We start from the raw sequence: 24,197 nt of genomic DNA, 5'->3' as shown, positions 1-24,197 counted from the left end.
CCCGCGTGGGCGTACGGACCTCGCGTCGATTTCCGGGACGGGTGAACACCCGCGGGGCGGCTCGCGTACTCAAGGGAGCCGCTTCACTCCTGTCGGGCGCCTCGATGCCCCGCAATGGGATGCCCCGCAAGGAAGTCAGAGGAGTTCCATGGGACGCAACACAAGAAAACGCCGTACGCCGCTGGCCACCAAGGCCGTAGCCGGGGCGGCGGCCCTGGCGCTCGGTGGGGGCGGGCTGATCTGGGCGAACTTCTACGCCTCGGCGCACGAGGAGAACAGGGGCCACAACCGGACCACGTCGCAGGCGGCGCAGGTCGCCACGATCGACTGTCCGGACGTCGGCCAGCAGCTCTCGGACGTGCCGGAACGGGCCCGTGGTGAGGTCGACGGTGAACTGGCCTCGATGGACCAGCAGATCACCGACGCCTACGAGCGCCTCGTCACCACGCGCCGGGCGCAGGCCGGGGACCCGCAGTTCGTGCAGAACTCCATCCTGGGTCCGCTCGAGGACCGGCGGAAGGCGCTCATCGACCGCATCAAGCTGGAGATCGACCGGGCCGGCGGGCGGGCCGACGACGGCCTGGACCGGCTGGCGGCCTGCACGGGCCGCCCCGCCGACCAGCAGCAGCCCGGCGACGGCCAGAGCGGCGACGGTCAAGAAGGTGACGGCCAGGACGGCGACGGCCAGAACGGTGACGGCCAGAACGGTGACGGTCAGGACGGCGGCGGCCAGAACCAGGACGACAACGGCAACGGGGCCGCCGGCCCGGTGGCCGAGGACTTCATCGACATCAACGACGTCCAGCCGAACTCCCGCGGCCTGCAGAACGGGCTGGCGGCCAACGGTGATTCCGGTTCCACCGGCTCCTTCACCACGGACTGCGGCGTCAACGAGAACAACCTGTTCAACAGCGACAACCTGATCGCCGCCCCGGGTGTCGACAACGGCGCGCACCACACGCACGACTACGTCGGCAACCAGGACAACGACGCCTTCTCCAGCGACGAGGACCTCGCCGACGCGGACACCTCGTGCCGGAACCAGGGCGACAAGTCCACCTACTACTGGCCGGTGCTGCGGCTCCAGGACGGCTCGCAGGAGTTCGACGCGAACGACCAGGGCGGCGGCGCCGAGGGCAACGTCGGCAGGATCCTCAAGCCGGCCCAGGCGGAGATCAGGTTCGTCGGCAACCAGCAGGGCGACGTCGTCGCCATGCCGAAGTTCCTGCGCGTCATCACCGGCGACGCCAAGTCGTTCGTCAACGGCAACGCGAACGCCAACAGCTCCTGGAGCTGCACCGGCTTCGAGGACCGGCAGGTGACGGACAAGTACCCGCTGTGCCCGCAGGGCAGCCAGGTGGTGCGGACGGCCAACTTCCAGAGCTGCTGGGACGGCCGGAACACCGACAGCGCCAACCACCGCGACCACATGGCGTTCGTCCAGCAGGACGGCAGCTGCCCGAACGGCTTCCAGGCCGTCCCGCAGCTGCAGATCCGCCTGGTGTACGACATCCCCACCCCCGTCGTCGAGAACGGTCAGGTGCGCAACCCGTACGCGGTGGACAGCTTCCCGGAGCAGTTGCACAAGCCGATCACCGACCACAACGACTTCATCAACGTCATGGACGAGGACCTGATGAACCAGGTGGTGGAGTGCATCAACAGCGGTGAGGACTGCCAGTAGGCGGTCCGGCCGGCACGGAGGAGGGCCGGTGGCGGGACCAACCCGCCACCGGCCCTCCTCCGTGTCCGCGCGGACTTAGCCGGAGTGACCGGTGCGACCGGCCGCGTGACCGGCTGTGCGACCGGCCGCGTGACCGGCTGTGTGACCGGCCGCGTGACCGGCCGGGTGCGAGGCGCCGCCGTGCCGCCCGCCGCCGTGGTCGACGCCCTCCTCCAGGGTGCCGCCGAGACGGCCGCGCAGCGCGGCGACCACGTCCTCGTGGCCGACGGCGACCCACTTGCGGCCGACGAGGTAGTGACCGCCGTAGTCCTTGGCCGTGTCGATCCACTCGCGCTGGCCCCGGTCGGTGGCGAAGGTGGCGAGGACGTACTTGCCGTCGCCCGTCCCGCACAGGGCCTGGCGGATCGTGTCGGCGTCGGTCTGCAGGTCCGGTTCGCACTCCGCCTCGGCCGCCAGGCGCTCCAGGCTGCCGGTCGCGGTCGGCGGCACCCGGTCCGCGTCGCCGCCGCCGGATCCGCAGCCCGTCAGCGCCAGGGCCGCCGCCACGCCGGTCAGCGCGAGCATCGGTCGGGTCACCCTCATGTCTTCCTCCGGTCCTCGACGGCGCCATGCCGTTCGGAGCCCCGGCGCGGGGCCCTCGGCCTCCGATACGGCCGCGGCGCCCGCAGCGCTCAATTCCCGGTGCGGCGACGGGCCCGGCCGTGTGACAGTGGCCCGATGAACAGCGACTGGGAAGACCGCGTGACCGCCGCCTGGGCCTCCTTCGACAGCAACCCCGAGCAGGACGCGCCGGCCTTCCGCGCGGTGATCGACGCGCTCGTCGCCGAACTGCCGCCGGACAGCCCGCTCGGCCCCTTCGAGCGGGCCTGCGCCTGGGACTCCACCGGGCACTCGGACCAGGCGGTGCCGCTGTACCGGCAGGCCCTGGACGGCGGCCTGGCCGAGGTCAGCGGCTACCGGGCGCGGCGGGCGCGGATCCAGCTGGCGAGTTCCCTCAGGAACACCGGCCGGGCGGAGGAGGGCGTACGGCTGCTGACGCCGGAACTCGACGCGCCGTCGGACGAGTTGGACGACGCGGTACGGGCCTGTCTCGCACTGTGCCTGTCCAGCCTCGGGCGGGACCGGGAGGGACTGTCGCTGGTCCTCGGCGCGCTCGCTCCCCATCTGCCGCGCTACCGGCGGTCGATGGCCGCCTACGCCCGTGCGCTCGTCGAGCCCGCCGGACGGTGACGCCCCGGGGTCGGGTGACCATCGCCTGATCCACTCGTTCAGTCCAACGTGCACCCACAGGATGTCGCCCAGCCCTCCGCACCCTCCTCCCCGGCCGGCCCGGTCGTGGACGTCGAGCAGGCCGAGGCCGCGCTCGTCGAGCACTATCCGCGGCTCGTCCGGCTCGCCTATCTGGTGCTGCCGTCCGGCCCCGGCCGCGGCCGGCGGGTGCTGACCGCGCACTCCCTGGTCCAGCGTGCCCTGCCGCGGGGCCGCGTCCCGGCACCGGTGATCCCCGCCCAGCAGGCCGGCCGGGACGTCGAGGCCGGGTACGCGCTGGTCCGCCTCCGGGTGGTGCGTACGGCGCTGGAGGCGGGCCGCCCGCTGTGGCGCGCGGCCTGGCCGAAGCGGTCCCAGCTGCCGCCGCTGCTGCCCCAGGTGTGGGGCCTGACGCTGTTCCCCCGCCCCGGCGGCGCCGACGAACTCGCGCTGGACCAGCGGCTGTCCACGCTGTCCGGCCCGGCCCGCGCCGCATACGCGCTGCGCGGCCTGGAACGGCTGCCCGACGGGGACGTGCGCGCGGTGCTCACGGCCGCCGGTGTTACCGACCCGGACGCGGCGCTCGCCGAGGCCGACCGGATCCCCGTCGCCCACCGGCTGCTCGACTCGCCCGAGTTCGACGCCTGCTCGCTGCGGGCCCGGCCGACCGACCTGCTGGGCCGCCGCCGGCGGGTGCGGGCCGCGCTGGTCGCCGGGGCGGCGCTGGCGGTCTGCGGGACGCTGCTCGGACTGCCGGGCGACGGCTGGGGCGGCGACGGTCCCGCCGCGCCGCCGTACGCGCGCAACCCGGCCGCGCAGGCCGCGCTGGACCCGGGCCGGCTGACCCGGGTCTCCCCCACCGCCTGGAAGACCGCCGCACGCACCGACTTCTCCGTGTGGCCGGCACGCGGCGACGGCACCGGCGACCGGGAGCTGCTGCGCCGCGCCCTCGCCGTCTGGGCGCGGCCCGGCGGCGACGTCCAGGTGTCGGCGACCCCCGGCACCCCCACCGGCGGCCCACCGGGACCGCCCCACCTGCTGTACGCCGGAACGGTCGACACCGCCCGGGTGGTGATCCTGTACGACGGTCTGCGCATCGCCCGGTACGCCGAGCCGAAGGACGGCACGCGCGGCGCGGCCCTCGACTTCGCCCGGGTCGACGGCGCCGGCCGGGACGCGGCGGGCGCGGTGGTGCTGAGCCGCGCGGACGGCAACGTGCGCTATCTGACGGCGCCGTGGGTGCGCGGGGCGGCCGAGCGGGACCTGCGCGAGCCGGGTTCCGGCGCGATGGACCTCACCCTCACCGGCGGTGTCACCTCGCCCCTGGCCAGTCCCGTGCTCCGGCCGGAACCGTGCACCTCGTGGAACGTGCTGCAACTGACCGACGGCACCGGCACGGCGCTGCTGACCGACCTGGGCGAGCTGGTGCCGGCGCGGCTGACCGCGGGACGGCCCGGGGCGGCGCGTCCGGCCTCCGGCGCGGAGGCGCTGCGCACCTGGGCGCCGTTCGCGTGCTCGCTGGGCTCGGTCCGCTCGGCGGGCGTACGGAGCGTGAACGCCTGGGCGTTCGCCGAGCAGCCGCTGCCCGGCGCCCCGGACGGCCGGGCCGGGTCGGGTGCGTGGGTGTGCACGCGGGCCGAGACCTGGCGGGGCGCCGGCGCCCGGGTGCTGGCGCAGTTCCACACGCCGGGCGGGCGGTTCGGGGCGGTGGCGGCGACGGCGCAGGACGTGCCGGCGTGCGGGCCGCGCGAGCCGCGGGTGCTGGCCGGGGTGTTGTGGAAGTCCGAGGCGGGCTCCTGGTACCTGCTGGCCGCCGGCAGCGACGACGTCGCGTCGGTCAGGGCGACGGGCGGCGTCGAGGGCTCGGGCCGGGGCCGGCTGCTGACCGTCCGCGCCGAGAAGGGCGCCCGGGCGTACCTCGAGGGCACGGTGGAGAACGGACGGCCGATCAGCGGGCTGCGCTAGTCGACGGAACACCACTGGCCGGTCCGGACCGTTCGAGGCCGGAATCGATCGGTAAGGTGTTCGCATGACTATCGGGGTGCGTCGCAGGATGGGAGTCGAGGAGCGGCGGCAGCAGTTGATCGGCGTGGCCCTCGAACTGTTCAGCCGGCGTTCGCCCGACGAGGTCTCCATCGACGAGATAGCGTCGCGCGCGGGCATCTCCCGCCCGCTGGTGTACCACTACTTCCCCGGCAAACTCAGCCTGTACGAGGCGGCGTTGCGGCGCGCCTCGGAGGATCTGGCGTCCCGTTTCGTGGAGCCGCACGAGGGTCCGCTGGGGTCGCGGCTGCGGCGGGTGATGGGCCGGTTCTTCGACTTCGTGGACGAGCACGGCCCCGGTTTCTCCGCCCTGATGCGCGGCGGGCCCGCGGTGGGCTCCTCCACCACCAACGCGCTCATCGACTCCGTACGGCAGGCCGCCTACGAGCAGATGCTGGCGCACATGGGCGCGACGGAGCCGGTGCCGCCGCGACTGGAACTGGTCGTGCGGTCCTGGATCTCGCTCGTCGAGTCGACGGCGCTGATCTGGCTGGACGGGCGGCGCATCCCGCGCGAGGACCTGGAGACGCAGCTGGTGCAGGACTTCGCGGCACTCGCCGCGGTGGCCGCCGCCCGCGACGAGGAACTGGCCGCTCTGCTGCGCGGACTGCTGGAGAAGGAGCCGGGCGACGGGCCGTTCACCGACCTCGCCGCCCGGCTGATCGCCCTGGCGTCCCCGTGACGGTTACTCCTCGAACTTCCGGTAGGACGCGTCGAGGTCGCGGATCTCGGCGGAGGCGTGCAGGGTCAGGCCCTGCTCCGGCTCGACGTACTGCCGCAGCAGGTCCAGCACGGCCTCGGTGAGCCGGGCCTTGGTCTCCTCGGTGCGGCCGGCCAGCAGGCCGATGTGCACGTGCACCAGCGCGTGGCCCTCGGTGTCGGGGCCGACCACGACGTCCTCGGTGCGCCGGAACCGCGTCTTGCAGGCGGGCGGCTTGGCGGCCGCGATCTCCACGACGGCGGTGTGCAGGTCCCGCGCGAAGGCGGGCCGGTCGAAGCCGTCCGCCAGTCGCTCGGAGTAGTCGACGGTGATCTGCGGCATGAGCCCTCCTGTTCCGGTCAGGAGGGCTCACCCTAGCCGCAGCCGCGCGGGGCCCGCTCAGCCGTCCGTGGTGAACACGGCGACCGTGCGCGCCGGAACGCCGAACGTGCCGGTGGCCCGCTCGTACGACGCGGTCTTCACCACCGCGTCCCCGCCCGCCGACTGCACCGGGTGCAGCCGGTGGCCGGTGCCGGACAGCGCGGTGACGCGCTGCTCCTGCCGCTGCGGCGTGGCGTTGAAGACGATCACCAGGTCACCGAGGGTCATGGTGATCACGCCGGGCGTCTCGTCCTTCCCGGACAGCGGGAAGGCGAGCCGGGACTGCACCTGCGCGGCCGTGTCGAGGGAGAAGTCGGGCTGCGTCGACCGGATCGTCAGCAGGTCCCGGTAGGCGGCCGAGGCGCCCTCGATCTGCGGGCAGCCGACCTTCACCGCGCCGAGCAGCGGTGCGGCGTAGGGCCACTTGTCCTCGTTGTCGGCGGCCGGCGGCAGGCCGCGGCCGAAGCCGTTGCCGTCCGCGCAGTTCCAGTGGATGGCGTTGAACCAGTCGCCGCTGTCGTAGGAGTTGCGGTCCAGGGACTTGGAGCGCAGCAGGTCGGTGCCCGCCTGGGAGAGCGCCGGGCCCTGCGAGAGGGTGGCCGTCGCCATGGCGAGGACCTGCATGCGGGCCCGGTCGGCCGCGGAGGTGTCCTTCGGCAGTTTGAAGGCGAGCGCGTCGAACAGTGTCTCGTTGTCGTGCGCGTCGGCGTAGGCGAGGGCGTCGCCGGGCGCCTCGGCGTATCCGGCGGGGGCGCCGTTGTAGTCGACCTGGGAGCCCTTGACCTGTTTGCCGCTGGTGTCGGTGAAGGTGTAGTCGGCGAGGTTGCCGCTCAGACCGACCTTGATCAGGTCCTGGTAGTGCAGCAGGCGCGCCCTCTGCTCGGCCTCGGTGCCGTTGCCCTTCGAGGAGTTGGGGTCGGTGTACAGGCCGGAGGCGAAGCCCTGCACGCCGGGGTCCTCGTCGAAGGGGCCGCCGCCGCGCACGGCGTCGCGGGCCCGGTCGGAGAAGGTGGCGATGCCGGTGCCGGCCATGTTCTTCTGCGTGGCCTGTTCGAAGCGGGCGTCGTCGGCGATCTCGCCGAAGTTCCAGCCCTCCCCGTACAGGATGATGCTCTTGCCGTCGACGCCGTCCTTCTCGACGGTCAGCGCGTCGAGGGCCTCGCGGACGGCGAGGATGTTGGCCTTCGGGTGGTGGCCCATGAGGTCGAAGCGGAAGCCGTCGACCTTGTACTCCTTGGCCCAGGTGACGACGGAGTCGACGACCAGCTTGCCCATCATGGCGTTCTCGGTGGCCGTGTTGGCGCAGCAGGTGCTGTTGGCGACGGAGCCGTCGGCCAGCAGCCGCTGGTAGTAGCCCGGCACGATCCGGTCCAGCACGGACGTCTTCGCCTGGCCGCTGGCCGCGGTGTGGTTGTAGACGACGTCCATGACGACGCGCAGGCCGTCCTCGTTGAGCGCCTTGACCATCTCGCGGAACTCGACCGTGCGGGCGGTGCCGTCCGGGTCGGTGGCGTAGGAGCCCTCCGGGACCGTGTAGTGGTACGGGTCGTAGCCCCAGTTGTAGGCGTCCTTGGCGGCCGCCTTCGCCACGCACTCCTGCTGCTTGTCGGAGTCGGCCGGGTAGGAGGCGAGGTCGCAGTCGGGGCCCGCCTGGTCGGACGTCCGCTCCGGGACGGTGGCGATGTCGAAGGCGGGCAGCAGGTGCACGTAGGAGGTGCCGGCCTGCGCGAGCCTCCGCAGGTGCTTGGAGCCGTCGCTGTCCTTGTCGGTGAAGGCGAGGTAGGTGCCGCGGTGTTCGGCCGTGCGGTCCTCGACGGAGAAGTCGCGGATGTGCAGCTCCTGGATCTGGGCGTCCTTCAGCGGCACGGCCTTCGGCTTGTCCAGGGACGTCCAGCCCGCGGGGGCGAGGCGCCGGTCGGCGAGGTCGACGACGAGGCTGCGCTCGGAGTCGGTGGTCAGGGCCACCGAGTAGGGATCGGTGACCGTGTTGGTGGTGATCTCCTGGGTGCTGGGCGCCCACACCGTGACCTTGTACCGGTACTCCTCGCCCTTCCAGGAGCGCGGCCCGGTGACGGACCAGACGCCGGAGTCGCCGTCGCGGCGCATCGCGACACTGCGGCCGCCGATCTCCAGGGTCACCTGCTGGGCGGTCGGCGCCCACACGGAGAGCGTGGGCCGGCCGTGCCGGAACACCGGGCCGAGGTCCGCCTGCGTGGCGTGCGCGGCGTACAGGTCGTCGAGGACGCCGGCGATCTGCACGCCGGTCGCGGCGAGCACGGCGCCGTTGGCGGCGCGTTGGGAGGCGACGACCTGGCCGCGCAGCGCCTCGCGCACCCGGTCGCGGTCGCGCGGGTCGACGGACCAGGCGGTGCCGTTCCTCAGGTGCGGGAACGTCGCCTTCTGGGCGTCGGTGAGGGTCGTCCTCGCCAGCCGCAGCCAGCGCGCGTCGTCGCTCTTCAGCGTGCCGTCCTGCACCGTGACGGAGCCGGTGCGGGAGGCGAGGAGCTGGGTGGAGGCGGCGGCGTCGGAGCCGTTCCAGACGACGGTGTCCCGGTCGATCCAGACCGCCTTGGAGGTGGACAGGTCGAGGGCGGCCGCGGAGCCGGCGGGCTGCGGCAGCAGGTACTTCTCCTGGCCGCTCAACAGCCACACCTCGTGCCCGTTGGCCCTGAGGTCCAGGGACTGGTCGGACGGGAGGTCCTTCTCGTCGCCCTTGTGGAGGATGTAGCTGAGGCTGGTGGCACCCTCGGCGAGCGGCACCTCGAAGACCGCGCCGTAGGCATCCGTCCTCACGGGCTTCAGCGGGTTCGACCAGTCGGTGGGGTTCGCGGCGCCGGTCCAGGTGTGCAGGCCCCAGCCGTCGTAGCTGCCGTCGGCGCGGTGGTAGTGCAGCACGGCCTTGGTGGTGTCCTGGGCCGGGTACTCGGGCCGTTCGGTGGTGACGGTCTCCTTGCCCTGCTCGATCCAGATCTCACCGGTCCCGGTGAGGTCGATCGTGCGGTCGGCGGAGACGTCCTTGTTGCCCTCCTTGTCGATGACGAGGAAGCCGAGGTCGGACGCGCCCGGCTTCAGCTTGACGTAGGCGAAGGCGCCGTAGGCGTCGCGGCCGGTGAACGGGTGGCTGTCCGGCCACTCGGTGGCCTCGCCGTCCGCCAGGTCGCCCCAGGCGTACAGGCCCCAGTCGTCGTAGTCGCCGTCCGCGCGCTTGTAGTGGACGACCGCGTAGTCGCGGGAGGTGGCGGTGGGCGGCTCCGCGACGGGCGGGGTGCCGGTGGTGGAGGCTGCCAGGGCGCTCGCGGTGCGGCCGGCCGAGTCGATCACGACGGCCTTGTAGCGCAGGGCGGTGCCGGCGGGGACGTCCTCACCGATGGTGTGGGTGACCTTGTACGGGGCGTGGTCGGCGGAGCCGAGCGTCTGCCACTTGCCGTTCCCGGTCTGGGCGGCGAAGACGACGCGGTTGAGCTGTCCGCCGTCGGTGTCGGCGGTGACCTCGACGGTGCCGGTGGCGCCGGCGTCCGGGGCGTTCAGGCTGATCGTGGGTTCGGTGGCGGGCTTCCCGAGCGGGCCGGACGCCTTCAGCACGATCGCCGAACCGGCCGGGACGCTGACGGTGATCTTCTGGTCGGCGTCGCTGGTGACGGTGGCGTCGGTGCCGTGGATGCCGCGGAAGGTCATGCCGGCGGAGTTCGTGGCGAAGGTCGCGGTCTTCTTCTCGCCGGCGTTGTTGAAGGCGACCACGTACTCGGTGGTGTCCCGGCCCGTGCCGGTGCGGGAGAAGGCGTACACGCCGGCGCCGTCGGCCGCGTGACGCTCCTGCTGGATCCCGTCGGTGAGGGCGGGGTGGGCCTTGCGGAGCTTCGCGAGGGCGCTGATCTGCCGGTAGAGCGGCGAGCGGGTGTCGTAGGTGTCCTCGGCGTGGGTGCGGTCGCTGCCGATCAGGTCGTCGTCGAGGTAGTCGGCCGTACGCGAGGCGAACAGCGTCTGGCGGGCGTCCTTGTCGCCGCCGGCGCCGGTGAAGCCCTGCTCGTCGCCGTAGTAGACGACCGGGTTGCCGCGGCTGAGGAACATCAGCTCGTTGGCGAGCATGTCCTTCTTCAGCAGTTCGGCGTCGGACGCCTTCGGGTCGTCCTGCTTCAGGAACGTCCCGATGCGGCCCATGTCGTGGTTGCCGAGGAAGGTGACCTGCTCGTAGGCGTTGGACCGGCCGGTCGTGTACTTGTGGTCGTCGCCGAAGACGGCCGCGAGCTTCTTCGCGCTGCCGCCCTGGGAGGCGTACTGGCGGGCCGCCTCCTGGAACGGGAAGTCGAGCGTGGCGTCGAGGCGGCCCTCGGTGACGTACGGGGCGGTGACGTCGGTGTCGGCGGAGTAGACCTCGCCGAACATGAAGAAGTCGTCGCGGCCCTTCTTGGCCGCGTAGGCGTCCAGCGCGGTGGCCCACTGGGTCCAGAACTCCATGTTGACGTGCTTCACGGTGTCGATCCGGAAGCCGTCGATGTCGAAGTCCCTGACCCAGCGCTGGTAGATCCTCTCCATTCCGTCGACGACCTCGGGACGCTCGGTCCACAGGTCGTCGAGGCCGGAGAAGTCGCCGTGCGTGCTGGACTCGCCGGCGAAGGTGGAGTCGCCGCGGTTGTGGTACATCCGCGGGTCGTTGAGCCAGGAGGGGACCTTGAGGTCCTTCTTCGCGGCGGGCACGACCGGGGTGCGCGGGAAGGAACCGGCGTCCACGCGCGGGAACCGCCGGGAGCCGTCGGCGTAGTCGGCGTCGTCGAAGGGCTCACCGTCCTTCGTCAGGTACGGGAAGGCGCCCTTGGAGAGGTAGTCGTAGGACTTCTCCTCGTAGTCGACGACGTCGGCGGTGTGGTTGGTGATGACGTCGAAGAAGACCTTCATGCCCTTGGCGTGGGCCTTGTCGATGAGCTTCTCGAGGTCCTCGTTGGTGCCGAAGTGCGGGTCGACCTGGGTGAAGTCGGTGATCCAGTAGCCGTGGTAGCCGGCCGAGGCGTTGTCGCCGGTGCCCTGCACGGGCTGGTTCTTGAAGATGGGCGCCATCCAGATGGCGGTGGTGCCCAGGCCCTTGATGTAGTCGAGCTTGTCGGTGAGGCCCTTGAGGTCGCCGCCCTGGTAGAAGCCCTTGTCGGTGGGGTCGTAGCCGGTGGTGAGGCGTGAACCGGTGAGCCGGCCGCGGTCGTTCTTCGGATCGCCGTTGGCGAAACGGTCCGGCAGGACGAAGTAGAACTGCTCGCGCGTCAGGTCGTGCCGCGCGGGCGACGCGGCCAGCCGCGCGTCCGAGGGCGGCGCGGGCGGGGTGTCGGCGCGGGCGGCGAGCGGCTGGACGAGGGCGGCGGCGAGCGCGGCCACGGTGACGGCGGCGACGCGTCTGCCGCGCGCGGTGCGGCGCCCCGGGGGCGCGGGCCATCTGGGTATCAAGGCGTGAACTCCTTGCGCTTACGGCTCATTGGGTCCGACCCCGCGCCACGGCCGTACGGCCTGTTTCGGCCACTTCACCGGGGCGCCGGCGTGACCGTATCCCCGTTGAAAGCTTTACAGCAAGGGTTGTGAAAGTAACAGTAAGGAATTGCATCCGGACGCGGGCCGCGCCGCCGCCCCGTGAACGGCGGCGGGGCCCGCGCGGGTTCAGCAGCCCGACTTGCCCGTGTACACCGCGAGGGCCGTGTTCGGGGCCAGCGTGGCGGTCAGCTGTCCCGAACCGTTCACCGTCACCGGGGTGTTGTTCTGGACGTTGCAGTACGTGCCCGCCGGGAGGGACGTCTGGTAGGTGCGGGTCAGCGAGCCGGACTCGTGGTTGATGGCCACGAAGCCCTTGCTGCCCCGGCCGAAGGCGATCGCGTCGCCGCCGTTGTCCCACCAGTTGGTGACCGCCTGGCCGCGGGTGGCGTTGCGGAAGGCCACCATGGACTTGATCTCCGGCCAGGCGTGCTGGCACTTCCAGCCGCTCTGCCAGCAGGCGTCCACCCGGCCGCCGTTCGGCGGTCCGGCGTCGTGGTCGGTGAACTCGTAGCCGGAGTTGATGTCGGGCGCGCCGTAGGGCCAGGCCAGCATGAAGACGTTGGCCAGGGTGTAGTTCGCGCCGTCCTTGTAGCTCAGGGTGGAGCCGTTGCGCTCGGTGTCGTGGTTGTCGACGAAGACGCCCGAGACACCGCTGTTCAGGTAGCCCCAGCCCTCGCCGTAGTTCTTCAGGTAGGCGAGGTTCTCGTTGTTGAAGACCCGCTTGAGGTCGTAGGCGTAGCGGAACTCCTGGACGTCGCCGTTGCCCGTGTACTCGGTGGGCTGGACGGCCTCGCCGGCGCCGTATATGACCTCCTGCTTCCAGTACACGCCCGGGTTGCTCAGCCGGGACTTGATGTTCGCCAGGTCGGCGGCCGGCATGTGCTTGGCGGCGTCGATGCGGAAGCCGTCCACGCCGAGGGAGAGCAGGTCGTTGAGGTATCCGGCGACGGTCTTGCGGACGTACTCCTCGCCGGTGTCCAGGTCGGCCAGTCCGACCAGCTCGCAGTTCTGGACGTTCCCGCGGTCCTGGTAGTTGGTGATCTGCGAGGTGCAGTTGTCGAAGTCGTACGAGGAGTACAGACCGGGGTAGTTGTACTTGGTGTACGACGAGCCGCCGGTGCCGGTGCCGCTGCCCGCGGACATGTGGTTGACGACGGCGTCGACGACGACCTTCACACCGGCCGCGTGGCAGGTATTCACCATGTTCTGGAAGGCGGTGCGGTCACCGAGGCGTCCCGCGATCCGGTAGCTCACCGGCTGGTAGGACGTCCACCACTGGGAGCCCTGTATGTGCTCGGCGGGCGGGGAGACCTGGACGTATCCGTAGCCGGCGGGGCCGAGGGTGGTGGTGCACTCGCGGGCCACCGAGGCGAAGTTCCACTCGAAGAGGACCGCGGTGACGTCCTTGGTGCCGGGCGGGGACGCCTGCGCTCCGGTTGGGGCCATGACAACCGAGGCGGCCGCGAGCGCGACGATCCCGGCGAGGGTTCTGCGTGCCATGTGGGGTTCCTTCTTCATCGAAGGGTGTGGGGATACCGCCCGAGTCGCTTGAAGGTTCTTGCAGAAACCTTCAGCAACCTTGCGGCAACGCAGATGTTAGAGGCCCGCCACCCGAAAGGGCAGCGGGCCGTACCAACTTGAATGAAAAAAGTTGCGGACCGGACGACCGAAGGCCACGACCACCGGAAGGCCACGACCACCGGAAGGTCACGACCACCGGAAGGTCACGACCGTCGGAAGGTCAGCCCGTCGTCCACCACACGGTGGTGTCGGCCGGCACCTTCGCCTCGCCGCCCGTCTCCGCCACCTCGTCACTGGCGATCAGCACCCGCCCGTACGACGGAGTCGTCACCGACTCCCCCGTGGTGTTCGCGACGCACACGAAGTCCCCGCGGCGGAAGGCGAGCACGCCCTCGGGCGCGCGCAGCCACTCCACCGCGTCGCCCGCACCCAGGTCCGCCTGCTCCCGGCGCACGGCGAGCGCGGACCGGTACAGCTCCAGCGTCGAACCGGGCACGCCGGTCTGCGCCTCCACGCTCAGCTCGCCCCAGCCCGCCGGCTGCGGCAGCCAGCTGCCGCCGTCGCCGAAGCCGTACGAGGAACCGGTGCGCGTCCACGGGATCGGCACCCGGCAGCCGTCACGGAAACCGTCCTGGCCCGCGCCGCGGAAGTACGCCGGGTCCTGGCGCACCTCGTCCGGCAGGTCCACGACGTCCGGCAGGCCCAGCTCCTCGCCCTGGTAGACGTACGCCGAACCGGGCAGCGCCAGCATCAGCAGCGTCGCCGCGCGGGCCCGGCGCAGGCCCAGTTCGCGGTCGCCGGCCAGGCGGATCTGGGTGCCGAGGCCGGGCGGGTTGGCGAAGCGGGTGGCGTGCCGGGTGACGTCGTGGTTGGACAGCACCCAGGTGGCCGGGGCGCCGACCGGGCGCATGGCGTCCAGGGTGCGGTCGATGACCTCACGCAGCTCGGCGGCGTCCCAGTGGGTGCCCAGGTACTGGAAGTTGAACGCCTGGTGCAGCTCGTCCGGCCGCACGTAGTTGGCGGTGCGCTCCACGGTCGGCGTCCACGCCTCGGCGACGAAAATACGCTCGCCGGAGTACTCGTCCAGGATGAGCCGCCACTGCCGGTAGATGTCGTGCACGCCGTCCTGGTCGAAGAACGGCATGACATCGTTGCCCAGCAGTTTCAGCTGCTCGTGCGAGCCGAGGTCGGGCAGGCCCTCGGCCTTGACCATGCCGTGGGCGACGTCGATGCGGAAGCCGTCCACGCCCATGTCCAGCCAGAAGCGCAGGATGGAGCGGAACTCGTCGCCGACCGCCGGGTGCTCCCAGTTGAAGTCGGGCTGCTCCGGCGCGAAGAGGTGCAGGTACCACTCGCCGGGCGTGCCGTCGGGTTCGGTGACGCGGGTCCAGGCCGGGCCGCCGAAGATCGACTCCCAGTCGTTGGGCGGCAGTTCACCGTCGGCGCCCTTGCCGGGCCGGAAGTGGTAGCGCTCCCGCAGCGGCGAGCCGGGGCCCTCGGCGAGGGCCCGCTTGAACCACTCGTGCTGGTCGGAGGAGTGGTTGGGCACCAGGTCGACGATGATCCTCAGGCCCAGTGCGTGGGCGTCCCGGATCAGCGCGTCCGCGTCGAGCAGGGTGCCGAACATGGGGTCGACGGCGCGGTAGTCGGCGACGTCGTAACCGGCGTCGGCCTGCGGCGAGGCGTAGAAGGGGCTGAGCCACACGGCGTCCACGCCGAGGTCGCGCAGGTACGGCAGGCGGGAGCGGATGCCCTCCAGGTCGCCCATGCCGTCGCCGTTGCTGTCGGCGAAGCTGCGCGGGTACACCTGGTAGATCACCGCGTCCCGCCACCAGTCGCGGCGCCGGGCGACGGTGGCGACGGCCGCGTCGGAGGTGGGGGTCGGGGCCGGGGCGGCGGAGTGCTGCTGGCTCATGTCGTCCTTGATACGAGTTTCGGTCAGGGAGGCGAGTGGGGGCGGCGGAGGGACGAGGCGGCCGCGGTGACAGCGGGGTCGGATGGACACCGCGGCCGCCTCCCCGCGTGAGTCAGGCACGCGGGAGTCGTTCCACGAAGGGCCTCAGCCCTTCGTGCCGCCGGCGGTGAGGCCGGTGACCAGGTTCTTCTGCACCAGGTAGAAGAACGCGGAGACCGGTATCGCGATCAGGACCGCGGTGGCGGCCATGAGGTTGCGCTGTGCGTCGTGTTCGCTGACGAAGCTCTGCAGACCGACGGCGAGGGTGTACTTCTCGTCGTCGAGCATGAACGTCGTGGCGAAGGCGACCTCGCCGAACGCGGTGATGAAGCTGTAGAACGCGGCGACCGCCAGACCCGGCTTGGCGAGCGGCAGGATCAGCCGCGCGAACGTGCCGATGGGGGTCAGCCCGTCGACCCGTCCGGCCTCGTCGATCTCGAACGGAATGGTGTCGAAGTAGCCCTTCATCAGCCAGGCGCAGTACGGCACCGCCGTCGAGCAGTAGACGAGGATCAGTCCAAGGTAACTGTCGATGAGCTGCAGTTCCGACAGGATCTGGTACATCGGCACCATCAGGACGGCCACCGGGAACATCTGGGTGACCAGGAGCACCCACATGAACTTCTTGTACCCGGGGAACCGCATGCGGGACACGGCGTAGCCGGTGGTGGCGGCGACCAGGACACCGATGACGGTGGTGCCGAGCGAGACGATCAGCGAGCTCTTCAGCCAGTCGAAGAAGTTCGTGTTCTGCAGCACGAACGAGTAGTTGTCGAGCGTCATCTTGCCCCAGATGCCGCCGGGACGCAGATAGTCGTCCTTGTCGGGGCCGAGGGACAGGAAGACCAGCCAGGCGACCGGGAACAGCGCGATCAGGCTGGCCACGATCAGCACGCCGTGCGAGGTGAGCTTCGCCAGCGGGCTGCTCTCGCCGCGCCGGCGCACCGTACGGGGCGGGCGCGGGTCGTCGGCAGGCCGGTCCGCCGGAGCAGTGGTGGTGACGGTGGTGGTGCTCATGGGGACTCCTGCCTCAGATCGCGAGCTGCTGCTCATTGCGGTTCAGCCAGCGGCGGTAGAAGGAGGTGAAGACGATCAGGATGGCCAGCAGCAGCATGCCGTAGGCGGCGGACTGCGCGAAGTCGCGCGGCTGCTGTCCGAAGCCGAGCTGGTAGGCCCAGGTCACGAGGATCTGCGCGTCCGGGGCGGTGTTGCCGAACAGCAGGAAGATCACGGCGAACTGGTTGAAGGTCCAGATGATGCCGAGCAGGACCACGGTGGAGCTGACCGAGCGCAGGCCGGGCAGGGTGACGTGGCGGAACCGCTGCCAGGCGCTCGCGCCGTCCATCTCGGCCGCCTCGTACAGGCTGGCGTCGATGGACTGCAGGCCGCCGAGCAGGGAGACCATCATGAACGGAACACCGCACCAGGTGTTGACCATGATCGCGGCGAACCGCTGCCAGAAGGTGTCCTCCAGCCACAGCGGCGTCGGCAGGCCGAGCGCGTCCAGGCCGGAGTTGATGATGCCGGCGTCGGCGAGCATGAAGCGCCAGCCGAAGACGGTGACGAAGGTCGGCACGGCCCACGGCAGGATCAGCACCAGCCGGTACAGGGTGCGGCCGCGCAGCTTCTGGTTGAGCAGCAGGGCCAGGCCCAGGCCGATGCCGTAGTGCAGGGCGACGCAGGCGGCCGTCCACACGATCGTCCAGACGAAGTGGGACCAGAAGCGGTCGTAGGCGGTCTCGCCCCACAGGATGTCGGCGTAGTTGTCCAGGCCGATGAACTTGTACGTGGCCTCGATCTCGTTCACGCCGATGGTGCGGGCCGAGTTGAGGCTGTTGGCGTCGGTGAGCGTGAGGTAGAAGCCGTACGCCAGCGGGTACAGCACGAGGACGCCGAGCACGACGGCCACCGGCGCGATCATGGCATAGGCGTACCAGTGCTTGTCGAAGCTGCGCTTCAGGCGGCGGGCCCGGCCGGGCCGGGGCGCGCGGTCACCGCTGCGCTTGCCCGTCGCGCGGTCGATGGCGACTGTCATGTTCGGCACCTTCTGGATGATCAAGGGGTACGGCACACGGGCCGGCGACCGCCGGATCCTCCCCTCCTGGAAACGGATCCGGCGGCCGCACGGGCGTTACTTGCTGAAGTCCGGCACCAGCTTGGCGATCGCGATCTCCGCGTCGCTCAGGCCCTTGTCCAGGGACTCCTTGCCGCTGGCGATCTGGGGCAGCTCGTCGTCCATCGGCGTCCACAGCGAGCTGTACTCGGGCAGGGCGGGACGCGGCTGGGCGGCCGGGAGGACCGTCTGGTAGCCGGCGATGCCCGGGTCGGCCTTGACCTTGTCGGTGTAGGCGTCGTCACGCGTGGGCAGCGTGGAGTTCTTCAGCGCGATGGTCTCCTGCGCCTTCGCCGAGGTCATGAACTTCACGAACTTCAGCGCGGCCTGCTGCTTCTCCTCGGAGGAGCCGGCGTAGACGGACAGGTTGTGGCCGCCGGTCGGGGCGCCCGCCTTGCCGGCGGAGCCGGCCGGGACGGTGGCGATGCCGAGGTTGTTCTTGTCCTTGAACGCGGAGCCCTTGTAGAAGTTGGTGATCTCCCACGGGCCCTGGATGATCGAGGCGACCTTGCCGTTGACGAACGCGTCCTGGATGTGGGCGTAGGCGTCGGCGGTGACGTCGGCCTTGTGCAGGCCCTTGCCGTCGAAGAGGTCCAGCCAGGTGCCGTACGCCTTCTTCGCCTCCGGCGACTTGACGGTGACCTTCTTGGCGTCGGCGTCGACCATGTCGGTGCCCTCGCCGTAGAGGAACGGCTGGGCGTAGTAGCCCGCGGTGGAGCCCCAGTAGCCGTCGACGCCGGTCTTGTCCTTGATGGTGGCGGCGGCCTTCTTCAGGTCGTCCCACGTCTTGGGGGCCTCGACGCCGGCCTTCTCGAACAGTTCCTTGTTGTAGACGAAGGCCAGGGTGTCCGTGGTGAACGGGACGCCGTAGGTCTTGCCCTCGTACTTGGCCTGCTCGATCAGGTTGGGCTGGAACTTGTCCTGCTCGGCGAGGGCCTCGGTGCCGTCCAGCGGCACGAAGAAGCCCTTCTTGGCGAAGGCGGGCGTCCAGCCGACCTCGGAGCGCAGCACGTCCGGGGCACCCTTGGAGCCGGCGGCGGTGTCGAACTTGTTCTGCGCCTGGTCGAAGGGGACGTTGACGTAGTTGACCTTGACGTCCTTGTTGGCGGCCATGAACTCCTTGACCAGCGCCTGGTACGTCGGTGCCTCGTTGGTCGCGTTGGAGGTGTCCCACCAGGTGATGGTGACCGGGCCGCCGGCCTCGTCTCCGCTGTCGCCGTCTCCGCCGCAGGCCGTCGCCGCGAGGGCGAGGGACGCCACCAGCGCGGTGGCCGCTATGCCACGCCGCATGAGTTCTCCTTGAGGGTGAAAGCCCGAGTGGTGCAGGGAGCGGCCCCGTCTGCCGCCCTGCCGACTTGCCGACTGCGCCGTTGCGGCCGCCGGGCGACGTGAACGTAACAGCGATGGAACCGATCCGAAAGACCTTGCAGAAAAGTTTTGCAAGCAGGCCCGAGAGTTATGCCGCCGTGACCTGCTCTCGACCACCGCGCGACCCGGGTTTCCGCCCGTACGACGCGGGTTCGGACAGTTGTGCAAGACTCTGCAAGCACTTGCCATCCGTTGCCGCCGGGGGAATCATCCCTTGCGACCGGACGCCGACCACGACGTGAGGGACCGCGATGACCCAGCAGCCCACAGCGGGCCGTTCGACGGCGCGCACCAGGCGTCCCGTCGGTGTGCAAGGCGGGACCCGGCCGCTACAGTCCGGTGCTGTGACCACAAGGCTTGCTGATATCGCTGCTCAGGCGGGGGTGAGCGAGGCGACCGTCAGCCGGGTCCTCAACGGCAAGCCGGGCGTCGCCGCCACCACCCGTCAGTCCGTGCTCGCCGCCCTCGACGTGCTGGGCTACGAACGCCCGGTGCGGCTGCGGCAGCGCAGCGAGGGCCTGGTCGGTCTGATCACCCCCGAGCTGGAGAACCCGATCTTCCCGGCGCTGGCCCAGGTCATCGGGCAGGCGCTGACCCGGCAGGGCTACACCCCGGTGCTCGCCACGCAGACCCCGGGCGGGTCGACGGAGGACGAGCTGACGGAAATGCTCGTGGACCGCGGGGTCGCCGGCATCATCTACGTCTCCGGCCTGCACGCGGACACCACCGCCGACATGCAGCGCTACGAGCGGCTGCGCGCCCAGGGCGTGCCGTTCGTGCTCGTGGACGGCTTCTCCCCGAAGGTGCAGGCGCCGTTCATCTCCCCCGACGACCGGGCGGCGATGGCGCTCGCGGTCACCCACCTCGCCTCCCTCGGCCACACCCGGATCGGCCTGGCACTCGGGCCGAAGCGGTTCGTGCCGGTGCAGCGCAAGATCGAGGGTTTCGTGCGCACCGTGCAGGAGCAGTTCGGGCTGAGCGCCGGGACCATCGAGACGGAGCTGATCCAGCACTCCCTGTACACGCTGGAGGGCGGCCAGGCCGCCGCCAACGCGCTCATGGACCGCGACTGCACGGCGGTGGTGTGCGCGAGCGACATGATGGCGCTCGGTGCGATACGGGCGGCCCGGCAGCGGGGGCTGGACGTGCCGAAGGACATCTCGGTGGTCGGCTTCGACGACTCCCCGCTGATCGCCTTCACCGACCCGCCGCTCACCACGGTCCGCAAGCCGGTCCCGGCGATGGGCCAGGCGGCGGTGCGCACCCTGCTGGAGGAGATCGGCGGAACGCCCGCCCCGCACAGCGAGTTCGTGTTCATGCCGGAACTGGTGGTGCGTGGTTCGACCGCTTCGGCCCCTGGGGACCGGAATCGTTCCTAGGGTGGAGGAAACGACTTTTCGCGCACTGCCACGGCAGTAGGGCGCGCGCCTCTTCCCGGGGGAGAACATGCGGGTCGTACGGGACCGGGGGATGATCTGAGGGCGAGGTCTTTTCTGGCAGACTCTGTGCCCATGGGTGACACGACCGTGACAACGCTGGATGGCCGGCAGGAGGCCGTTCTCCATCCCGTCGCGGACGAGACGGGGCGGACCTTCCTGCGCCGCCCGCGCACCCCCCGCCGGCCCCGCCTGTGGTTCGAGATCCTGCTGATCGCGGTGAGTTACTGGACGTACTCGCTGGTCCGCAACGCCGTGCCGGAACAGCGGGCCGAGGCGCTGCGCAACGCCGACTGGATCTGGCGCCTGGAGAACCAACTCGGCACGGCCTTCGAGGAGTCCGTCAACCATGCCGTGAACTCGGTGACTTGGCTGGTCGTCGGCATGAACTACTACTACGCCACCCTCCACTTCGTGGTGACGCTGGGTGTGCTGGTGTGGCTCTACCGCAGTCATCCGGGCCGTTACGCGGCGACGCGGACGGTGCTGTTCGCCACCACGGGTGTCGCCCTGGTCGGCTACTACCTGTATCCGCTGGCGCCGCCGCGGCTGATGAACGGCCAGGACTTCATCGACACCGTCGTGGTCCACCAGACCTGGGGGTCGATGGCCTCCGGCGATCTGAAGAACATGTCCAACCAGTACGCGGCGATGCCGTCGATGCACATGGGCTGGTCGGTGTGGTGCGGCCTGACGCTGTTCGCGCTGGCCACGGTCCCGTGGGTACGTGTCCTGGCCCTGGTGTACCCGGCGGCCACGCTGGTGGTCATCGTCGCCACCGCCAACCACTTCTGGCTGGACGCGGTCGGCGGCGTGCTCTGCCTGGCCTTCGGCTACGGCGTCGCGCTGCTCTGGTACGGCCGCCGCCCGTCCGCCCTGCCGAGGCGGGTGCCGGACGCGGAGCAACCGGCCGCGGCCGGTCCGGTGCCGGACGCTGGGCAATCGGTCCCGGCCGGTCCGATGCCGGACGCGGGGCAACCGGTACCGGCCGGTCCGGTGTCCGGCGCGGAGCAGCAGGCCGCGGCCGCGTCGATCCCGGTGCCGAAGCAGGGCTGACCGGGCCCGGAGCAGCCGAAACAGGGCTGACCGGGCGCGGAGCAGCCGAAACAGGGCTGACCGGGCGCGGAGCAGCCGAAACAGAACTGACCGGGCCCGGAGCAGCCCAAGCAGGGTCGACCGGGCGCCGCGCAGGGGCGCCGGGCGTCCCGTCCCGCCTGCGCGGCGCCGTCAGGATCCGCCGTAGAACAGTTCCTCCACCACGCCCCGCGCCCGGCGTGCCGTACGCCGGTACGCGTCGAGCATGTCGCCCGCGTGGCCCGGGCCGTAGCCCAGGTAGCGGCCGACGGCGGCCAGTTCCCGGGGCACCGTCGGGAAGGTGTCGCCGGCCCGGCCCCGCACCAGCATCACCGCGTTGCGCACCCGGGTGGCCAGCACCCAGGCCTCGTCGAGGATGCCGGCGTCCTCCTCGGACATCAGGCCGGCGGCACGGGCGGCGGCCAGCGCCTCCCGCGTCCTGGTGGTGCGCAGCCCCGGCTCCCCGGCGCCGTGCCGCAGCTGGAGCAGCTGCACGGTCCACTCCACGTCGGACAGCCCGCCCGGCCCGAGCTTGGCGTGGAGTTTCGGGTCGGCGCCGCGCGGCAGCCGCTCGGACTCCATGCGGGCCTTCAGCCGGCGGATCTCCCGCACCGCGTCCTCGCCCAGCCCGTCGGCCGGGTAGCGCAGCGGGTCGATCAGCTCGGTGAAGCGCCGGCCGAGGTCCTCGTCGCCGGCGACGTGCTCGGCGCGCAGCAGCGCGTGCCGCTCCCACACCAGCGACCAGCGCCGGTAGTACGCCTCGTACGACTTCAGGGTGCGCACCAGCGGGCCCGACTTGCCTTCCGGGCGCAGGTCGGCGTCGACGAGCAGCGGCGGGTCGGCGCTCGGGATCTGCAGCAGCCGGCGCATCTCGGCGACCACCTTGTGGGCCGCCTCGGACGCCTCCCGCTCGTCGACGCCGTCCCGCGGTTCGTGGACGAACAGGACGTCCGCGTCGGAGCCGTAGCCCAGTTCGTGACCGCCGAACCGGCCCATGCCGATGATCGCGAACCGGGTGGGGAGCGTGTCGCCCCAGCCCTCGCGGACCACGGCGCGCAGCGTGCCGGCGAGGGTGGCGGCCGTCAGGTCGGACACGGCGCCGCCCACCAGGTCCACCAGCGCGCCCTGGTCGGCCTCGACCGGCTGGGACTCGGTGCCGTAGGAGCCGACGATGTCGGCGGCGCACGTGCGGAACAGCTCGCGGCGGCGCACTCCGCGGGCGGCCGTGACGCCCTGCACGGCGTTGTCGGCGCGGCCGACGGCGGCCAGGATCTCCTGCTGGAGGTGGGCGCGGGAGCGCACGGCGAGCCCTCCGCCGTCCCCGTCGCCGAGCAGCGCGACCGCCTCGGGGGCGCGCATCAGCAGGTCCGGCGCGAGCCGGCCGGCGGACAGCACGCGGGCGAGGTTCTCGGCGGCGGCGCCCTCGTCGCGCAGCAGCCGCAGGTACCAGGGGGTCTTGCCGAGCGCGTCGGAGACCTTGCGGAAGTTCAGCAGTCCGGCGTCCGGGTCGGCGGAGTCCGCGAACCAGCCCAGCAGCACCGGCAGCAGCGTGCGCTGGATGGCGGCCTTGCGGCTGACGCCGGACGCCAGTGCCTCCAGGTGGCGCAGCGCCGCGGCCGGGTCCGCGTAGCCGAGCGCGACCATGCGTTCCCGGGCCGCCTCCGCGCTGAGCCGCGCCTCGCCGGGCGCGAGCGCGGCGACGGCGTCGAGCAGCGGCCGGTAGAACAGCTTCTCGTGCAGCCGCCGTACGACGGAGGCGTGCCGCCGCCACTCCCGGTGCAGCGTGGCGACCGGGTCGGTGCGCAGGCCCAGGGAGCGGCCCAGGCGGCGCAGGTCGGCCTCGTCCTCCGGGACGAGGTGGGTGCGGCGCAGCCGGTACAGCTGGATGCGGTGCTCCATGGAGCGCAGGAACCGGTAGGCGTCGTCGAGCTGGGCGGCGTCCGAGCGGCCGACGTAGCCGCCGGCGGCGAGGGCCTTGAGGGCGTCGAGGGTGGTGCCGCTGCGCAGCGAGGCGTCGGCGCGGCCGTGCACCAGCTGCAGCAGCTGCACCGCGAACTCGACGTCCCGCAGCCCGCCCGGGCCCAGCTTGAGCTGCCGGTCGACCTCGGCGGCGGGGATGGTCTCCACCACCCGGCGGCGCATCTTCTGCACGTCGGCGACGAAGTTCTCCCGCTCGGCGGCCTGCCACACCAGCGGCTGGAGCGCGGCCAGGTACTCCTCGCCGAGCGCCAGGTCACCGGCGACCGGGCGGGCCTTCAGCAGCGCCTGGAACTCCCAGGTCTTGGCCCAGCGCTGGTAGTAGGCGAGGTGGGAGGCGAGGGTGCGCACCAGCGGGCCGTTGCGGCCCTCCGGGCGCAGATTGGCGTCGACGGGCCAGATGGAGCCCTCGACGGTGGTCTCGGAGCAGATCCGCATCATGTGCGAGGCCAGCCGGGTCGCGGCACGCAGCGCCTTGTCCTCGTCGGCGCCGTCGGCCGCCTCGCCGACGAAGATGACGTCGACGTCGGAGACGTAGTTCAGCTCGTGTCCGCCGCACTTGCCCATCGCGATCACCGCCAGCCGGCACAGCGCGGCGTCCTCGGGCGCGGCGGCACCGGCGATCCGCAGGGCGGCGCGCAGGGTGGCGGTGGCGAGGTCGGCCAGCTCGGCGGCGGTCTGGGCGACGTCGACGGTGCCGCAGACGTCGCGGGCGGCGATGGACAGCAGGCAGCGCCGGTAGGCGATGCGCAGCCCGACCGGGTCGGTGGCGCCGGCCAGGCCGCGTTCGAACTCCTCGACGCCGGGGTGCAGATCGCGCGGCTCGTAGGTGACCAGGGCCCGCCAGTCGCCGGGATGCCGGGCCAGGTGCTCGCCGAGCGCGGCGGACGCGCCGAGCACACCGAGCAGCCGGTCCCGCAGCGGTTTGGCCGCTATCAGCGTGTCCAGCAGTTCCTGGCGTGCGGTGGCGCCGTCCTGCGCCTCCAGCAGCCGCACCAGTCCGAGCAGCGCGAGATCGGGGTCGGCGGTGGCGCCGAGGGCGTCCAGCAGCACGGGGTCGTTGCGCACGGCGGTCAGCCCCGCGGTGTCGAGCAACTGCTCGGCGCCCGAGGGATCGGTGAAACCGTGCCGCAGCAGCCGCGTGAAGGTACTGCTCCTGCGTCCCGGCGCCGACGTCATCCCCGGTC

General features: G+C 71.5%; 15 protein-coding genes. 6 read left to right on the top strand and 9 right to left on the bottom strand.

Going from position 1 to position 24,197, the window contains the following annotated elements:
- Positions 1–148 precede the first annotated feature (148 nt).
- Positions 149–1,684 (top strand): DUF1996 domain-containing protein, encoded by a 1,536-nt coding sequence (locus tag FGW31_RS25175; RefSeq protein WP_142195793.1) that lies wholly within the window; start codon positions 149–151, stop codon positions 1,682–1,684.
- Between the two features lie 75 nt (positions 1,685–1,759).
- Here the strand turns inward: FGW31_RS25175 and FGW31_RS25170 are convergent, their stop codons facing one another.
- Entirely contained in the window at positions 1,760–2,266 is a 507-nt protein-coding gene (locus tag FGW31_RS25170; RefSeq protein ID WP_142195792.1) for a hypothetical protein, read from the bottom strand.
- A gap of 135 nt (positions 2,267–2,401) precedes the next feature.
- Between FGW31_RS25170 and FGW31_RS25165 the strand changes: the two genes are divergently transcribed.
- The 3 genes from FGW31_RS25165 (at position 2,402) to FGW31_RS25155 (ending at position 5,657) form a co-directional block, all read left to right on the top strand.
- Positions 2,402–2,914, top strand: a complete 513-nt coding sequence (locus FGW31_RS25165; protein ID WP_142195791.1) for a tetratricopeptide repeat protein — start codon at positions 2,402–2,404, stop codon at positions 2,912–2,914.
- A gap of 48 nt (positions 2,915–2,962) precedes the next feature.
- Positions 2,963–4,897, top strand: a complete 1,935-nt coding sequence (locus FGW31_RS25160) for a hypothetical protein (RefSeq protein ID WP_142195790.1) — start codon at positions 2,963–2,965, stop codon at positions 4,895–4,897.
- A 64-nt stretch (positions 4,898–4,961) separates the two neighbouring features.
- Positions 4,962–5,657 (top strand): TetR/AcrR family transcriptional regulator, encoded by a 696-nt coding sequence (locus tag FGW31_RS25155; RefSeq protein WP_142195789.1) that lies wholly within the window; start codon positions 4,962–4,964, stop codon positions 5,655–5,657.
- A gap of 3 nt (positions 5,658–5,660) precedes the next feature.
- Here the strand turns inward: FGW31_RS25155 and FGW31_RS25150 are convergent, their stop codons facing one another.
- From FGW31_RS25150 to FGW31_RS25120, 7 genes are all read right to left on the bottom strand, one after another.
- Positions 5,661–6,017 (bottom strand): 5-carboxymethyl-2-hydroxymuconate Delta-isomerase, encoded by a 357-nt coding sequence (locus tag FGW31_RS25150; RefSeq protein WP_142195788.1) that lies wholly within the window; start codon positions 6,015–6,017, stop codon positions 5,661–5,663.
- Positions 6,018–6,074: 57 nt separating this feature from the next.
- Positions 6,075–11,486, bottom strand: a complete 5,412-nt coding sequence (gene pulA / locus FGW31_RS25145) for a pullulanase-type alpha-1,6-glucosidase (protein ID WP_142195787.1) — start codon at positions 11,484–11,486, stop codon at positions 6,075–6,077.
- Positions 11,487–11,693: 207 nt separating this feature from the next.
- Entirely contained in the window at positions 11,694–13,067 is a 1,374-nt protein-coding gene (locus FGW31_RS25140; protein WP_142195786.1) for an alpha-amylase, read from the bottom strand.
- A 241-nt stretch (positions 13,068–13,308) separates the two neighbouring features.
- Positions 13,309–15,003, bottom strand: a complete 1,695-nt coding sequence (locus FGW31_RS25135) for a glycoside hydrolase family 13 protein (RefSeq protein ID WP_142195785.1) — start codon at positions 15,001–15,003, stop codon at positions 13,309–13,311.
- 144 nt (positions 15,004–15,147) lie between these two features.
- On the bottom strand, positions 15,148–16,059 hold the full coding sequence (locus FGW31_RS25130; protein WP_142195784.1) for a sugar ABC transporter permease: 912 nt from the start codon (positions 16,057–16,059) through the stop codon (positions 15,148–15,150).
- A 13-nt stretch (positions 16,060–16,072) separates the two neighbouring features.
- A complete protein-coding gene (locus tag FGW31_RS25125; protein WP_142195783.1) occupies positions 16,073–17,077 on the bottom strand; it encodes a carbohydrate ABC transporter permease in 1,005 nt (334 codons plus the stop codon).
- A gap of 96 nt (positions 17,078–17,173) precedes the next feature.
- Positions 17,174–18,445 carry an extracellular solute-binding protein gene (locus tag FGW31_RS25120; RefSeq protein ID WP_142195782.1) on the bottom strand — a complete coding sequence of 424 codons (1,272 nt, stop codon included), beginning with the start codon at positions 18,443–18,445 and terminating at the stop codon, positions 17,174–17,176.
- 422 nt (positions 18,446–18,867) lie between these two features.
- Between FGW31_RS25120 and FGW31_RS25115 the strand changes: the two genes are divergently transcribed.
- Both FGW31_RS25115 and FGW31_RS25110 read left to right on the top strand, forming a co-directional pair.
- Entirely contained in the window at positions 18,868–19,902 is a 1,035-nt protein-coding gene (locus FGW31_RS25115) for a LacI family DNA-binding transcriptional regulator (RefSeq protein ID WP_142195781.1), read from the top strand.
- A 132-nt stretch (positions 19,903–20,034) separates the two neighbouring features.
- Positions 20,035–21,015, top strand: a complete 981-nt coding sequence (locus FGW31_RS25110) for a phosphatase PAP2 family protein (RefSeq protein ID WP_142195780.1) — start codon at positions 20,035–20,037, stop codon at positions 21,013–21,015.
- 171 nt (positions 21,016–21,186) lie between these two features.
- Here the strand turns inward: FGW31_RS25110 and FGW31_RS25105 are convergent, their stop codons facing one another.
- Complete coding sequence (locus tag FGW31_RS25105; RefSeq protein WP_142195779.1) at positions 21,187–24,189, bottom strand: bifunctional [glutamine synthetase] adenylyltransferase/[glutamine synthetase]-adenylyl-L-tyrosine phosphorylase; 3,003 nt, start codon at positions 24,187–24,189, stop codon at positions 21,187–21,189.
- Between the last annotated feature and the right edge of the window lie 8 nt (positions 24,190–24,197).

The sequence above is a fragment of the Streptomyces calvus genome, from assembly GCF_006782915.1.
In the GTDB taxonomy this organism is placed as follows: domain Bacteria; phylum Actinomycetota; class Actinomycetes; order Streptomycetales; family Streptomycetaceae; genus Streptomyces; species Streptomyces calvus.
Note: the sequence above shows the minus strand (reverse complement) of the source record. Positions and strands in the feature narration are given on the sequence as shown.